This is a genomic window from Streptomyces sp. TS71-3 (assembly GCF_018327685.1).
Classification (GTDB): Bacteria; Actinomycetota; Actinomycetes; order Streptomycetales; family Streptomycetaceae; genus Streptomyces.
On the sequence record NZ_BNEL01000003.1, the window covers coordinates 2,565,186 to 2,581,234 of the forward strand.

Below are 16,049 nucleotides of genomic sequence, written 5' to 3' on the forward strand. Positions count from 1 at the left end.
GCGGGTGGGAGACGGGCAGGCTGCTGGGGAGCCCTCCGACCGGGTACCCGCGCACGGGTGAGACACGGGGAGGGCGAGCCGCCATGTGCCGGGAGGGGCTCGACCGATGGGAGAGAACGTCCGCAGCGACGGGAGCGACGGCTCGCGGAGAGAGCCGGACCGCCCTCCGTCGCCGCCTGCGCCGGACTCCCTGGTCCGGCGCCTGATCCGTGACAACCCGGTGCTGCGCCTGCACATGGCGCCCCCGGACGACGCGGGTGGCCGGCCGGCGGGCCCCGGCACCCCCGCCGCGGCGCCGGGCGGTGCCGGTCCGGGCCGCCCCGCCGACCTGGACGGGGCGTTCGCGGTGACGGCCCGGGACCTCGCGGGGCGCCCCGGCCTGCTCCGCAAGGCCCTCGACGGCTGCCAGGGCGGCCCCGCCGACGGCGAACTAGAGGCCGTGCTCGCGCACTTCGTCCGGCCGCTCGTCCGTGTCTTCCGCACCGCGCTCGACCACTACGGCCTGGTGCTCGCCGATCCGCACGACCCGGATGTGGCCTTCGAGCTGCGGCCCGACCTGAGCCCCACCGGACGGCTGCTGCCGGGGCTCGCCCCGTACGCGCTGCGAGCCGGCTCGCTCGCCCTCGCCCGTCCCGCCACGCTGGAGGCAGCACGGGCGGCCGGGACGGACCCAGGCGCCCTGCCCGCCTGGTCGGCACGGCACCCTCCCGGGGCGGGCATGGACGCGCTCGACGCGCTGGCACTCGCCTTCCACCGGGAGCGGCCGGACGGACGCCCGGACGCGCGGGCCCTGTTCGACGCGGAGCTCAGCGCCGAACTGCGGTTCCTGCGCCCGGACACCGCACGCCTGCTGAGGACGGGCGCCCGCTACGCCCACGCCGTGCACAGCGTGCCGGCCGGGCAGGAGCGCGCCCTCACGGCCCTGCTGGACAGGGTCCGCCACGGCGCGCGCGGGCTGCGGGCCCGGCCGGACCGGCCCCAGCCCGTGGTCCTCGTCGGCCCGCTGCCCACCGGCGCGAGACAGCTGCCGGCGGGCCTCGCGCGGCTGAGCAGGGACGTGTGGCACGCCGGCGGTGAGGTGCTGTTCCTGAGCCCGAAGGGCGTCACGGCGGAGCGGTACGCGTCCGCGCTCACCCGGCACGGGGTCGTCGAGCCGATCGTGCTCGTCCCGCAGTCGGATGGGGGCGCGGAGCCCGACGCGCTCGCCGCGCTGGCCCGCTTCGACGACCGGGCGCGCCCGGTCGGCTGCGTCGTCGCGGGCGGTCCGGGGCAGGCCGGGGACGTCGACTGGGCCCCGCTCGTACGGCGGTTCCCCGACGCCAGGATCGTCGTGGTCAGCCCGGCCGGCGCCGGCGACGCGGACGGCGCCCGAGCCGCCGCCGGCGGGGCCGGCGACGCCGGAGACAGACCGCACGGTCCGGACCGCGCCGTCCCGGTACGGAGCCTGGAGACGCGGTCGGCGGCGGCGCTGCGCATGGCCGAGCAGCCCGGCCCGGCGCTGTGCGCCGCCACCCGGCTGTCGGCACTCCACCTGGACACCCTCCGGCACGATCCGGTGATCGAGCGGCACGCCGTCCGGTGGACGGCCGAGCAGACCCGGGAGTTCGTGGACCACCTGGTCACCGGCGCGCTGGCGTCCGCCGACCGCACCGCGCGCCACGCCGAGGACATGCTGCGCCGGCGCACGGCCGCCCTTCTGACCGCCGGCGAGCGGGCCGCCTGGCTGGTCCACCACATCCTCCAGCGCAAGCAGTTCCGCCTCGGGCCGAGCTCCCACTACCCCGTCGAGCAGGCGCTGCGGGAGATGCTGCCGTTCGTCCGGCGCGGAGAGCCCGTCCAGGTGTGCCTGCCGTTCTTCCCCGGCAAGTTCGCGCACAGCGGTCTCAAGGCCGTGGGCCACCTGCCCGACCTCGGTGAACTGGCCATGCTGGTGCGCATCCTGGAACTCGCCGCGGCCGTCCGGTGGGTCCACGCTCCCGGCCTGCGGCTCTTCCTTGCCACGGACGGCCACCACTACCGCGGCCACCACGCGGGCCGGATAGCCGAGGGCATGGCGACCCTGCGGCGGTACGCCGAGGAGGTGGGCGTCGCCGGCCCGTCGATCGAGATAGCCGACTACGACGAACTCGCGGAGCGGCACAACGGCCCCCGGTACGTGGCCCGGCAGCGCGCGCTGAGGTCGCGGATCGTGGCGGAGTACCACGCCGCCCTGCGCGACCTGGACATCACGGAGGGCCCGCTGCGCACCCTGCGCGAGGTGAGGCGCCGCGACCGGCGGGGCGGTTTCGTCGACGTGTTCCGCTCCCTGGTCTTCTCCGTGCCGATGCCCGAGCCCGCGGCTCCCGGAGCCACGCCAGGCCGGGCCCCCTGCGACACTCCGGCCCCCGGCCGCACCGCGCCGGGCGCGGCCTGGTGGAAGGCCGTCCACGTGGACCTGTACGACCTGTCGGAGGACCGGGCGGCCCCCGACGTGATCGCGGCCCGCAAGGGGATCCTCCGCGCGGCCTGGGACGACGCCGCCGAGTACGTCGCCACCCGGCACGCCGACGCGCAGATCGGCTACCGCGAGCGGGTGGTGCTGGGGGCGGTGCAGGCCACCACCCGGCCGGTGCCCGGCAAGGCCGGGATGAACCTGCTGGGCGGGGCACCGCTGTTCTGCTCGCACGGCACCGGCGCGATCGACGCCCGCGGCATCGTCTGCAACGACTTCGCGGTGGCGCTCCTCGACCAGGGCTTCGTACCGCTCTACTCGCCCCTCCTCGGCACCCGGCAGCCGTTCGCGATGGTCCCGGTGACCGTCACCGGGGCGGCGCCGGACGGGTCGGGGAACCGGATCGATCCGGCGTTCCTGCGCACCGTCCGGCTGCGGCGGAAGTGAGCGGCGTGCGGACGCGCCGCCGGCCGGAACGGGGCGACCTCCCACCGGAACGGGCCGATCTCCCGCCGGAACGCGCTGATTTCCCGTCAGAACCGGCCGACCTCGCGTCAGTGCTGCCCGGACTCCCGCAACCGGGCGCGAGGGACCTTGCCAGTGCCGCTCCGCGGCACGCTCGGCACGATCTGGCACGTCAGCGGGACCTTCGCCGGGGACAGCCGCCCGCGGCAGTACGCGTCGACCGCCTCGGGCGTCACCGGCCGTGCCGGGTCGGCCGGCACCACCAGGGCATGCACCGACTGCCCGAGGTAGTCGTGCGGCCGGCCGGTCACCACGGCGTCCGCGACGCCGTCCATCTCCAGCAGCACGCCCTCGACCTCGGCCGGGTACACGTTCTGCCCGCCGACGTTGATGACGTTGCTCTTGCGGTCCACGAGGTAGAGGTAGCCGTCGGTGTCCAGGTACCCGAGGTCGCCGACGCTGAGGAAGCCGTCCCGCTCCGGCAGCGGCGGGCCGTCCCCCAGGTAGCGCGGCTGCCCCACACCCGGCGTGCGCAGATAGACCTCGCCGACCTCGCCCGCAGGCAGCAGGCGGCCGCTCTCGTGGTAGACGCGCACCTCGCAGCCGGTCGGACGGCCCACGCTGCCCGGCCGCCTGAGCCACTCGTCGCCGCGGATCGCCGTCCGGCCGGCGCGCTCCTGGTTGGCGTAGATCTCGTAGACGTGCTCGGGGCCGACCAGGTCGAGCCAGGCACGCTTGACCTTCTCGGGGCAGGGCCCGGCGCCGTGGTGCAGGGTCTCGATGCTCGACAGGTCGTGGTCCCGCAGGCCCGGCACGTCCAGGATCATGCGCATGGTCGTCGCCACCATGCGCACGTAGCTCACCCGGTGCTCCTCGACGAGCCGGGGGAAGAGGGAGGGGACGAACCGCTCCATGAGGATGATCCGGTGATCCAGGGCCAGGCCCTGGTAGAGCGCCTGGAACGCGGTGTGGTAGAGCGGCAGCAGCACCAGCTGCGTCTGCCCGAGGCGCATCCCCTGGGCGCGGTCGTGCGGGGCGAGCCACGCTCCCGGCCGGTAGGTCCACGGCCGCGGCCGCAGGATGGCGCGCTGCCGCCCCGTGGTGCCACCGGTGAGCGTGGCGGAGCGCGGTGCGGCCCCCGGGGGCAGGGGAGTGCCGGCGTGTTCGCTGCCGCGCCACCAGCCCGGCGGTACCGCACCCGGACTGGTTCCGACCAGCAGGTGCTCGCCGAGCACGGAGGTCAGGGCGGCGCGCTCCGCGGGCGTCGAGTGCGGGTCCAGGGGCACCACGAGGGCGCCGAGCTTCCAGGCGGCGATGGTGGCCACCACATGGTCCAGGCCCGCGGGGAGGGCGATCGCGACGGTGGTGTCCGCGGTGGCACCGAGGCCAGCGAGGCCCCGCGCGGCCACATTGGTCAGGGACTCCAACTCGCGCCAGCTGAGCCCCGATCCGCTGCCGTCGGGCCGTACCGACAGGACGGCGGTGACGTCCGGATGCTCGCCGGCGAGCTGCCCGATGCGCTCCCCGTAGGAGACGGAGGAGGCCTGTGGGGACGTCACGCGCGGCACCACCTTCCGCTGGGCCCCGCCCGCCGGAACCGACTCACGGAGGTTGGCTGTATGGCGCGGCGACGCGACTACCGGCTCTTCCTGACCGCTCAGACGATATCCAATCTCGGATCGTCTTTCACGTCGTTCGGGCTGCCCCTGCTGGTGTTCCGGCTCACCGGATCGCCGCTCAAGCTGGCCCTCACGACGGTCTCCGGGTTCCTGCCGTACCTCTTGTTCGGGCTGGTGATCGGCGCCTGGATCGACCGCGTGGACCGCAGGCGGGTCATGATCGGCACGGTGGTCGCCCGGGGGCTGACCATCGCGGTCCTGCCCGTCCTCGCGGCGTCCGGCACGCTGGTGGTCTGGGACGTCTACGCGGTCGCGTTCGTGAACACCAGCCTGGGGATCGCCTCGTCGGCGATCGAGGGCACCGCGGTGCCGGGCCTGGTGTCCGGACGGGGCCTGGCGCGGGCCAACGGCGCCCTGCGCGGGGGTTATGCGGCGGCCAAGGTGGTCGGGCCGCTGCTCGCGGGTGCGCTGATCGGCGGCGGGGTGCCGGTGACCGGGGTCTTCGTCGTCGACGCCGTCTCGTTCTGGATCGCGGCGGCCATGCTCAGGGCCGTCCGGACGCCGTTCAACGCACCGCGGGCCCCGGCACGGACCTCGGTCGCCGCCGACATCGCCACCGGGCTGCGCCATGTGCGCGCCGATCCGGCGCTGTGCGTGATCGCCCTGCACGCCGCGCTGTACAACCTGATCGGGTCCACCGTCACCGCCCAACTGGTGCTCTTCGCCCACGAACGGCTGGGCGCCGGCGACGCCCGGGTCGGGGTGCTCTACGCGGGCGGTGCCGCCGGAACCGCCGTGGCGCTGCTGACGTCGAGCCGGATCGCCGACCGGGTGCCGTTCCCGGTGGCCACGCTCGGCGTGATGACCTGCTGGAGCATCCTCGTCCTCGGCATGTCCGCCAGCACGCACTTCGTGCTCGGCGCCTTGTTGTGGACCTGTGCAGCGGGGCTGCCCACCGTCTACGCGGTCCAGACCCTGACCTACCGTCAGACCGCCGTACCCGAGCACCTGCTGGGGCGCGTGCAGACCACCGGGCAGGTACTCGCGTGGTCGGCGCAGCCGGTGGGCGCGACCGTGGGCGCCACCGTCATCCACGCGACCGGGGACATCGCCGCCGTGTACGCGGCCTCCGCCCTGCTCATGCTCGTGATCACGCTCTTCTTCTGGCTCGGCCCGTTCGGGAGGTCCCTGAGCGCGGTCCGTACGACAACGCCACCCATGCCGCAACGCAACAGGAGGGAACGATGAACGAGTCCCGGGGTGCCTCTGACGCCCGGCCCACGGCCGAGGCGCTGGACGAGGTGAGGTCGGCCGTGCTCGCGCTGCCGCAGGTGACCGATGCCGCCGTGCTGCCCTGGCGCGACCCGCTGCCCCTGACGGGCCGTCACCTCGACGGGCTGCTCCCGGCACCGCCCGCGGTGGAGGACGAGGGGACGGCGGGCGCCGCACCGGCGGGGGACGGGCAGGCCACCGCGGATCCGCTCGCCGGGGACCCGGCCGGTCCCGCGGCCGGCCCCGAGACCGGTCCAGAGGGCAGGGCGGGACGGCCCGCGGTCATGGGCACCGACCGCCTCGACCTGCCGCCCGGCTACCCGCCCACGCTCCAGGCAGCGCTGGCGCGGGCCGCCGAGCGTGCGCCGGAGCGCGGCATCACCTTCCTGTCCCCGGAAGGCGGCAGCGAGCACCTCGGCTACCGGCAGCTGCTCTCGGACGCCGAACGCGCGCTGGGCGGCCTGCGCGCCCTCGGCGCCCGCCCGGGCGACTCGGTCCTCTTCCAGTTCGCCGCCAACCGCGCCTTCGTGACCGCCTACTGGGCGTGCGTGCTCGGCGGCTTCCTGCCCGCGCCGCTGGCCGTCGTTCCGGAGGAGGAGTACGGAGCGGGCAGGCTGCGCAACACCTGGTCGCTGCTGGACCGGCCGCTCCTGCTGACCGACCTCGACGCCGCGGCCACCGCCGAGACGCTCACCGCGCTCTGGGGCGAACCGGTCCGGGCGGCCGCCCTCGCCGACACCATGGCGGGGCCCCGGGACGGCGACTGGTTCCCGGCACGCCCCGACAGCCCGGCCCTCAACCTCCTCACCTCGGGCAGCACCGGGCTGCCCAAGTGCGTGCGCCACGACCACCGCTCGCTGGTGGCCCGCAGCTGGGGCGACAGCGTGGAGCACGGCCTCACCGAGGACGACGTCACCGTCAACTGGCTGGCGATGGACCACGTGATGGGCTCGGTGATGACCCACACCCGGGACGTGTTCCTGTGCTGCGCCCAGGTGAACGCCACCCCCGACATGTTCGCCGCACGCCCGCTGGACTGGCTGGACTGGCTCGACCGCTTCCGCGCCACCAACACGCTCGCCCCGAACTTCGCCTTCGCGCTGGTCAACCGGCACGCCGAGGAGGTGGAGCACGGCCGGTGGGACCTCGGCGCGCTGCGCAACGTCTACAACGGCGGCGAGCCGATCGTCAGCAGGACCGCGCACGAGTTCCTCACCCTGCTGGGCCGCCACGGGCTGCCCGCGGACGCCATGGTGCCGTCCTGGGGGATGTCCGAGACCGCCTCGGCGATGACCCACACCCGGATGCACCGCGACCACCCGGACCGCGCCGTGGTGGTCCTCGACCAGGACTCCCTGAGCGGGGTGGTGCGGCCGGCGGGACCCGGCACGCGCCGGACCGTCACCTTCACCTCGGTCGGCTCCCCGGTGCCGGGAGCGCGGCTGCGGATCGTGGACACGCGCGGCGAGGCGCTGCCCGAGGGCCGGGTCGGCCGGCTGGAGGTGACCGGCGCGACCATGATGAGCGGGTACTTCGGCAACCCGGAGGCGAACGCCGAGTCCTACACCGCGGACGGCTGGTTCAGGACCGGGGACCTGGCCTTCGTGCGGGACGGCGGACTGGTCATCGCGGGCCGGGAGCGGGACACCATCATCGTCAACGGCGTCAACCACTTCTGCCACGAGATCGAGGCCGTGGTGGCGTCCGTCCCCGGCGTGGCACCGTCGTCCGCGGCGGTCTGCGGGCTGTTCTCGCCCGAGATCGGCACCGACCGCCTGCTGGTCTTCTTCGTGGCCGACCAGGACGCCGACCCGGGACGACAGACGGCGCGGGAACGGGCACGGCGGCAGGCGGGGACGGCACGCGCGATCCGGGCCACGGTCGCCGGGCGCACCGGACTCGCCCCGTACCGGATCGTGCCGCTGGCCGCGGAGGAGTTCCCGCGCACCGTGTCGGGGAAGATCCAGCGCGGCCGGCTCCTGGCGTCCTACACCTCCGGCGGATTCGACGACCGTCTGCGCCGTCTGGAGGTGGCCGAGGAGGGCCCGCGGACGCTCCCGCCGTGGTTCTCCGCGCCGGCCTGGCAGGACGCGCCGCTGCCCGCGGCGCCCGCGGCCGCGGGCGCCGGGCCGCTGCTGCTCCTCGCCGGCGAGGAGGCCACCGGGAGCTGGGCGGACGGGGCGGCAGGGCCGCTGATCGTGGTCAGGGCAGCCGACCGCGGCGGGCGGCTGCGCCGGGACCCTGACGGCTACCGGATCGACCCGGAGGACGAGGCTGCGTACCGGGCGCTGCTGGACGAGATCGGCCGCGACCACGACCGGCTCTGCGGGATCGTGCACGCCTGGTCGCTCACCGGCGGCGACCCCGAGGACCTCGACGCGGGCCTGCGCCGCGGACCGCTCTCCGTGGCCCGGCTGGCCCGGGCTCTGGCGGACGGCCGATGGTCCGCGGTGCCGCTCCTGGTCGCGACCGCCGTCCCCGACGGGACCGTGCCCGCACCCTCCGGCGCCGCGCCGGGCTCCCTGGCCAACGGGGCGCTGGTCGGCCTGGTGCGGAGCATGGCGACCGAGCGGGCCGGCCGAACGGTCCGGCTGGTCGACGCCGCGGACGAGGCGGCCCGCAAGGCGCTGGCCGGCGCGCTCCGCGCCGAACTCGGCACCCCCGGGGAGCCGGTGGTGCGCTACCGCGGCGGGCACCGGCTGGCAGCGCGGCTGGTACCCGTCGCCGTGCCCGAGGACGCCGGCCCCGGCACCGCCTTCCGCGCCGGCGGGATGTACGCCGTCACGGGCGGCCTCGGCGGCATCGGCAGGGAGATCACCCGCCACCTGGTGGCCGACCACGGCGCCAGGGTGCTGCTGCTCGGGCGCACGGACGCGACCGGCGACCGGATCGGGGCACTGGTCCCCGCGGGCGCGGCCGGCGAGGTCCGCTACGCCCGCGCCGACGTCACCGACGCCGGCGCGCTGGCCGCGGCGGTGGCGGAGAGCGAGCGGGCCTGGGGCCGGCCGCTGGCGGGCGTGCTGCATCTGGCGGGGCGCTCGCAGCACGGCCAGTGGGACGACATCGCCGCGCACACCGTGGAACGCGAATCCCTCGACGTGTACCGCGAGGTGTTCGCACCGAAGGTGGCCGGAACGCTCGCGGTGGCCCGGCTGCTCCAGGACCGCCCCGACGCCTGGCTGCTGCTCTTCTCGTCGGTGAACGGCCGCATGGGCGGCACGGGCTTCGGCGCGTACGCGGCGGCCAGCAGCTTCCAGGACGCGTTCGCGGCCGCCTGGTCGGCCGCCCGGGGCCGGGACGTGCGGGCGCTCGCCTGGAGCCAGTGGAGCGGGGTCGGCATGAACGCCGGAGGGCCGGCGTCCGCCGTGGCCGCCGCACGCGGCTTCCGGCCGATCACCCCGGCCCGGGGCCTGGGCTCGCTGACCGCGGTGCGCGCCATGGCCGAGCGGCACCTGCTGATCGGCCTTGACCCGCACAACCCCGAGGTGAGCCCCCACCTGGTCGACGCGGCCACCAGGCCGGCCGTGCTGGTCGGCTACACCGGGGCCGAGGAGCCCGACCGGGTGCGGCGGGCGGCCCTGGCGGCGAGCGGCGGGGACGTGCCGGTACTCGTCGCCGCCGCGTCACCGCTGCCGCGCACCGCGGGCGGAGAGGCCGACGCCGCGGTCCTCGCGCGGCTCGCGCTGCGCGAGGGTGGGCAGGACCAGGCGCAGCCGCCCGCGGCCGGCCTGGAGAGCGACATCGCTCAGGCGCTGTGCGCGGTGCTGGGGCGGGCGTTCATCGGGCGCGACGAGAGCTTCTTCGAGGTCGGGGGGAACTCGTTGTCCGCGGTACGGGCGCAGCGCGAGGTCGCCTCGCGGCTGCGGAGGGAGTTGCCGTTGCGGCTGCTGTACCGGTATCCGACGGTTCGGGGGTTGGCGGGTGTGCTGGGGGAGGGGTGACCGGTTGCCTCCGGGAGGCCGGTTGCCACCGGGGTGGTGGGGCTTGGGGTTCGTTGCCCGCGGGTGGGCCGTGGTGTTTGCGCAGTTCCCCGCGTCCCTTGTAGGGCCGCGCCCCGGCCGATCCGGGGGTGTGGGGTTGTGTGCGGTGTGTGGCGTCGTCGTGTGTGGGCTTGGGCGGTCTTTGATGAGGCTGTGGGTTGTCGCCGTCCCGGAGGGTTGGGTTTGTCGCGTCCGGACCGTCGGTGGGTGGGTGGTTGCTCGCGCAGTTCCCCGCGCCCCTTGTAAGGCTGCGCCCCGGCCCATCCGGGGGTGTGGGGTTGTGTGCGGTGTGCGGTTCCCCCGTGCGGGCTTGGGCGGCCTTGACGACGCCGTCGGGTCGTCGCCCTCCCGGCGGGGGTGCTTCCTCGTTGCGCCGGTTTTGCCCCTCAGGGTGTTGGCGGGTGGGGCCATGGGGTGAGGGACCGGGCGATTGTTCTCGCGGGTTCACTGGTGAGGGCGGTGAAGTGGGTGCCTGGTATTCCGCGTACGTCCACGGGGCCCTCCGCCAGGGCGTCCCAGCCGTGGGTGGCGGGCGCGTCGGGGCGGCCCGGGCGGGCGGGGCGGAGGAGCAGGACGGGGACTGAGTGGCGGGTGGGACGGTAATGCGCGGCGGCCTCGGCCGTGGTGGCGTACACCTGCCAGTAGCGGGCGACCGCGTCGTCGTCCACGGTGGCCGGTGAGAGGCCCGCCGACCGCAGCCGGCCGAGGATCCAGGCGAGGGGATCGCCGTCGGCACCGGCGGGAGGCGCCGGGCGGGTGGCCATCAGGCCCTGCTCCCGCAGGAACGCCGTCACGAAGTCGGCCGCGGCGCGCTCCCGTGTGGGGTGCGGTGTCTCCGGATAGCTGTCGATGAGGACGACGGGTGCCACGGGGAGGCCGGCGCGGGCGAGTTCGCCGGCCACGCCGAACGCCACGACCCCGCCGAACGACCAGCCGGCCAGGCGGTAGGGCCCGGCCGGCTGCACCGCGCGCACCGCGGCCGCGTGCCGTGCGAGGAGCCGGGACAGGTCGGGTTCCGGGCTGCTGCCCTCGTCCAGGCCGGGCGCCCGCAGCCCGTACACCGGTGGCCCGTCCGGCAGGCTCAGGACCAGGTCCCGGTAGCAGGAGACGCCGCCGCCCAGCGGTGCGCAGAGGAACAGCGGCGGGGCGCCCCCGGTGCCCGCGCGCAGCCGGACCACGCCGTCGCCCGCCGGTACGGGGTCCGCGCGCCCGCGTACGGCGGTGGCGAGCCACTCCACCGTCGGCTGCCGGAGGAAGGCCGCCAGCGGCGGGCGGCGGCCGAAGGCCCGCTCGACGCGTGTCATGAGGCGGGCGGAGAGGATCGAGTTCCCGCCGAGGGCGAAGAAGTCGTCCGTGACGCCGACCGCGGAGGTGTTCAGCAGCTCCCCGGCCAGATCCGCGAGGGCGTGCTCGGTGGCGTCCCGCGGAGGCACGGCGACCCGTTCCGCCGCGTGCGGGGCGGGCAGGCGGCGCCGGTCCGTCTTGCCGTTCCGCGACAGGGGGAGCTCGTCGAGGAGCACCAGGGCCGACGGCACCATCGACAGCGGCAGGCGGCCCCGCAGGAAGCACAGCAGGTCGCGGGAGAACTGCTCGGGCGAGGCGAGCTCGCCACCGGCATCGTCGGCGGTGCCTGGCCCGGCCACCCGCGGCGCCGGGACGGCGTAGCCCACCAGGCGGTGCTCACCGGGGGAGTCCTCGCGGACGGCGACGGCGGCCGCCGCCACCGCCGGGTGCGCCGCGAGCGCCGCCTCGACCTCGCCCAGCTCCACCCGCACCCCGTGCACCTTCACCCGGTCGTCGCGGCGGCCGAGGAACTCCAGCACGCCGTCGGGGCGTTGGCGCACCCGGTCGCCCGTGCGGAACAGCAGGCGGCCGCTCTCCGGGGCGAACGGGTCGGGCACGAAGCGCTGTTCGGTCAGTTCGGGTCGGTTGAGGTAGCCGCGGGCGACGCCCGCGCCGCCGATGTGGAGTTCCCCGGGGACGCCCGGGGGCACCGGCCGCCCGTGCCGGTCGAGCACGTACAGCCGCGTGTTGGCGATCGGCCTCCCGATGGGCACCACCGCGGGGCGCGGGCCGGGCGGGCACCGCCAGAAGGTCACGTCGATCGCGGCCTCGGCCGGGCCGTACAGGTTGTACAGCTCGCCGGGCAGCGCCCGCCGGCAGCGCTCCTGGAGGCCCGGATCCAGCGCCTCGCCGCTGCACAGCACCCGGCGCAGCGACCCGCAGGCGTCCGCGGCCCCGGGCTCGGCCAGGAACAGGCGGAGCAGGGACGGCACGAAGTGCACCGTGGTCACCCGCTGCTCCCGGATCACCCCGGCGAGGCGGACCGGGTCGCGGTGCGCGCCCGGCTCGGCCAGCACCAGGCGCGCCCCGGCGACCAGCGGCCAGAAGAGCTCCCAGACGCAGACGTCGAAGGTGACCGGGGTCTTGTGCAGCACGGCGTCGTCCGCGCCGAGCGGCATCTCGGCCTGCATCCAGCGCAGCCGGTTGACGATGCCCTCGTGAGTGTTGACCGCGCCGTTGGGGCGCCCGGTCGACCCGGAGGTGTACAGGACGTAGGCCGCGTGGTGAGGCGCGACCTCCGCGCGCCCGGTCGCCGCCGGCACGACTCCTCCGCGCCCGGCCTCCGTTGGTGTGACCTCCGCGCGCCCACCCTCCCGTGGTGAGTCCGGAACGCGGCCGGCCTCCGCCGGTGCCGGTGCGCATCCGGCTGTCGGCGGGACGCCCGACGCGCCTCCGGACGGCTCCCGGACGGCGCCGGTGCGGGCCGCGTCGAGGACGGGGCACGCCGGGTCCTCGGGGAGTCTGCCGCGCAGCTCCGCCGAGGTGACCACGGCACACGGCTCGGCGTCGGCGAGCAGGCCGGCGAGCCTGCCCGGCGGGTCGTCGGGGCTCAGCGGCAGGAACGCGGCACCGGACTTCAGGGCCGCAAGCACCGCCACGACCAGCTCGAACGACCGCTCCAGGCAGACCGCGACGATCCGGTCCGGTCCTGCGCCCGCCTCCGCGAGGCGCGCGGCGAGGAGGTCGGCGCGGGTGTCGAGCGACGCGTAGTCGAGCCGGCTCCCGCCCATGACGACGGCCGGTGCGCGGGGCGTTCGCCGTGCCTGGGCCTCGACCAGCTCGTGCAGGGCGGCGGGCGGCCCGAGGTCGGCGCCGGTGTCGTTGAACGCCGTGAGCACCTGGTGCCGTTCCTCGGGCGCGAGCAGGTCGAGCCGGGAGAGCGGCGGGTCCGGGTCGGCGAGCGCCGCGCCGAGGAGCCGGACGAAGTGCCGCGCGAGGCGGGCGACCGTCGCCTCGTCGAACAGGTCGGCCGCGTACGTGAACAGGCAGCGGGCGCGGTCGCCCGAGACGCGGACGTGCAGTTCGAGGTCGAAGCGGGTGGCCGGATTGGCGAGGCCGAACGGCCGGGCGGACACCTCGCCCAGGCGCACCGCGGGCACCGGCGCGTCGTGGAAGACCAGCGCCGCCTGCGCCAGCGGGTTGCGGCTGGCGTCCTGCTCCCCGGCGAGCTCGGCCACCAGCCGCTCGAACGGCACGTCCCGGTGCTCGTGCGCCGAGAGGAAGGTGTCGCCGACGCGCCGCAGCAGGTCGCGGAAGGAGGGGGCGCCGCCCAGGTCGATCCTCATGACGGTGGTGTCCGCGAAGAACCCGACGACCCGTTCGAGGTCCGCCCGGCTCCGGTCGTCGACGGGCGTGGCGACGCAGACGTCGTCCTGGTCCGCGTACCGGCCGAGCAGGGCCGCGTACGCGGCGAGCAGCACGGTGTACGGGGTGCCCGTGCCGTCCTCGCCGGGGCGCAGCACCGCGGCGGTCAGCCCGGCGGGCAGCTCGAAGGTGTACCGGCCGCCCCTGAGGGACTGCACCGCCGGGCGCGGCCGGTCGGTGGGCAGGTCCAGCGGCACCGGGTCGGCCAGCCGGCCGCGCCAGTACGCGAGGTCGTCCGCGGCCTCGCCGGTCTCGGCCCGGCGCCGCTGCCAGACGGCGTAGTCCGCGTACTGCAACGGCGGCTCGTCCGGCTCCGGCACCTGCCCGGCGGCGAACGCCGTGTAGAACAGCGCGATCTCACGGGCCATCACGCCCAGCGAGACCGCGTCGCAGACGGAGTGGTGCACGTGCAGCACCAGCGTGTGCAGGGCCGGCCCGAAGCGGAAGAGCGTGGTACGCAGCAGCGGTCCCGTCGCCAGCGGGAACCCGCCCGTGATCCGCTCGCGGGCCAGCCGAACGGACGCTTCGCCGACGTCCTCGTCCGGCACTCCGGGGACCTCGACCACCGGCAGGTCCACCGGACCGGCCGGCGCCACCGCCTGCCAGGGGCGTCCGGAGGCGTCCGCGGGGAAGGCGGTGCGCAAAGCCTCGTGGCGCCGGACCAGCTCCGTCAGCGCCCGGCGGAGCACCGCCGGATCGAGGGTGCCCTCCAGCCGGAGCCCGGTGCCGAGGACGTAGGCAGTGCTGCCGGGGACCAGCTGGTCGAGGAACCACAGGCGCTCCTGCCCGAAGGACAGCGGCGGCCGCTCCGGCCGCACGGCGGGGTCCGGCCCGTCGGCCGCGGCCTTCCGGGCGCCGGGCAGCGCCGCGGCGAGGTCCTTCGCGGTGCGGTGCTCCAGCAGCAGGCGCAGCGGCACGTCGAGTTCAAGGCTCTGCCGCAGCCGGGCGGCGACCCGGGCGGCGCGCAGCGAACTGCCCCCGACATGGAAGAAGTTGTCGTCGCGGGTGAGACCGCCGGCCCCGAGCACATCCCGCCAGACGTCCAGGACCAGCCGCTCCTCGGGGGTGCGGGGCAGGGCACTTGGCTCCGGTGCCGCGGGCCGGTCCGCCCGGGGCTCCTCGGCCGGGCGGATCCGCGCGGCAACGGCGGGCGCCCCGGTCCCGGGCACTCCGGTTCCCGGTGCGCCGAGGCCGGGCAGCGGGGCGTCGGGGTCGGCGGCCATGCCGGACAGGGCGGCGCCCAGCCGTCGTACCAGGCCCTCGACCGTCTCCGGGTCGTACAGGTCCTGCGCGTAGGACGCCTTGCCGCGGATCGAGCCGTCAGGCTCCGTCCAGAGGTGGAGTTCGAGGTCGAACCGGATGGACCGGCCGGACAGCGGGGCCGGCTCCGCGGACAGGTCCCCGGCGGTGAACCGGCCCCCGGGGGGCCTGTCCTCGAACTGGAAGAGCACCTGGACGAGCGGGTTCCTGGACGGGTCGCGCTCGATGTCCAGCGCGGCCACGATGTCCTCGAACGGCACGTCCCCGTGCGTAAGACCGCCCAGCACCGCCGACCGCACCCGGTGCAGCGCCGTCAGGCCCGTCGGGGCGCCGCGCAGGTCGATCCTCAGCGGCAGGGTGCCCACGAACATCCCGATGAGGTCCGGGTGCTCGAACCGTCCCCGGCTCATCACCGGGACGCCGACGACGAGGTCCTCCGCGCCACTCGCCTGAGCCGTGGCCACGGCGAACGCCGCCAGCACGGTCATGAACGCCGTGGTGCGCGCCCGCCGCGACAGCTCCCGGGCGCCCGCCGCCGCGTCCTCGGGCAGCCCGAAGGCCTGGCTGCCGCCGCGGTGGGACGGCACCGGCGGTCGCGGGCGGTCGCCCGGCACCTCCAGCACCGCGGGGGCGCCGGTCAGCGCCTCCTGCCAGTAGGCCAGCTGTGCCCGGCGCCGCTCCTGCGTCAGGTGCTCACGCTGCCACCGGGCGAAGTCCGAGAACTGCTCCTCCGGTTCGCCCGGCGGCGGGCCTCCGGCCAGGCGCGCCGTGTACCGCTCGGCCAGCTCGGGCGCGAAGATCCGGTCAGCGGACCAGCGGTCGATGGCGATGTGGTGGAACACCACGTGCAGCACGTGCTCGCCGGCGCCCAGCGCGACCAGCCGGGCCCGCACCGGGACGGCACGGGCCAGATCGAACGGGCGCCGCGCCAGCTCCCCGCCCAGGCGCCGCAGCTCCGCGTCCTGCTCCGGTGCCGGCAGCCCCGACAGGTCCGCCGTCTCCAAGGGCATCCGCGATTGCGGCGGGTCGACGACGGCCTCCGGACGCCCGCCGCGGTCGAGGACCCTGGTCCGCAAGGCCGCATGCCTGCCCACCACGTCGGCGAGCGCCTCCTCCAGTGCCCCGCGGTCCAGCGGGCCCCGCAGCCGGTAGCCCCGCGACATGTTGTAGAAGGGGCTGTCGGGCTGGAGTTGGCAGAGGAACCACAGTGCTTCCTGGCTGTACGACAGTGGCCACCGGTCCATGGGCGTCATCGTACGAGCGGGGCTCGGAGGGGTGTACCGGACGAATCCGGACAGCGGGCCGGCGGCCCGA

Annotated in this window: 5 protein-coding genes; 3 read left to right on the top strand and 2 right to left on the bottom strand. The window is 76.0% G+C overall.

Features of this window, described 5'->3' with window-relative positions; translation table 11 throughout:
• The first annotated feature begins 106 nt into the window (after positions 1-106).
• Positions 107-2,878 (top strand): L-tyrosine/L-tryptophan isonitrile synthase family protein, encoded by a 2,772-nt coding sequence (locus tag Sm713_RS34960; protein ID WP_212913958.1) that lies wholly within the window; start codon positions 107-109, stop codon positions 2,876-2,878.
• 107 nt (positions 2,879-2,985) lie between these two features.
• On the opposite strand, the gene Sm713_RS34965 is transcribed toward Sm713_RS34960, so the two are convergent.
• Positions 2,986-4,455, bottom strand: coding sequence for a class I adenylate-forming enzyme family protein (locus tag Sm713_RS34965; protein WP_212913959.1), 1,470 nt, complete (start codon positions 4,453-4,455; stop codon positions 2,986-2,988).
• 60 nt (positions 4,456-4,515) lie between these two features.
• Between Sm713_RS34965 and Sm713_RS34970 the strand changes: the two genes are divergently transcribed.
• Together Sm713_RS34970 and Sm713_RS34975 are read left to right on the top strand one after the other, a co-directional pair.
• Positions 4,516-5,763 (top strand): MFS transporter, encoded by a 1,248-nt coding sequence (locus tag Sm713_RS34970; protein ID WP_212913960.1) that lies wholly within the window; start codon positions 4,516-4,518, stop codon positions 5,761-5,763.
• Complete coding sequence (locus Sm713_RS34975) at positions 5,760-9,728, top strand: SDR family NAD(P)-dependent oxidoreductase (protein WP_212913961.1); 3,969 nt, start codon at positions 5,760-5,762, stop codon at positions 9,726-9,728. The genes Sm713_RS34970 and Sm713_RS34975 overlap by 4 nt, the downstream gene beginning before the upstream one ends.
• A 425-nt stretch (positions 9,729-10,153) precedes the next feature.
• On the opposite strand, the gene Sm713_RS34980 is transcribed toward Sm713_RS34975, so the two are convergent.
• Positions 10,154-15,979, bottom strand: a complete 5,826-nt coding sequence (locus Sm713_RS34980; RefSeq protein ID WP_212913962.1) for a non-ribosomal peptide synthetase — start codon at positions 15,977-15,979, stop codon at positions 10,154-10,156.
• Positions 15,980-16,049 lie beyond the last annotated feature (70 nt).

Excerpts from the sequence above, each read along its gene's own strand:
- Sm713_RS34960 (WP_212913958.1), top strand. The coding sequence starts at position 107 with ATGGGAGAGAACGTCCGCAGCGACGGGAGCGACGGCTCGCGGAGAGAG.
- Sm713_RS34970 (WP_212913960.1), top strand. The coding sequence starts at position 4,516 with ATGGCGCGGCGACGCGACTACCGGCTCTTCCTGACCGCTCAGACGATA.
- Sm713_RS34975 (WP_212913961.1), top strand. The coding sequence starts at position 5,760 with ATGAACGAGTCCCGGGGTGCCTCTGACGCCCGGCCCACGGCCGAGGCG.
- Sm713_RS34980 (WP_212913962.1), bottom strand. The coding sequence starts at position 15,979 with ATGGACCGGTGGCCACTGTCGTACAGCCAGGAAGCACTGTGGTTCCTC.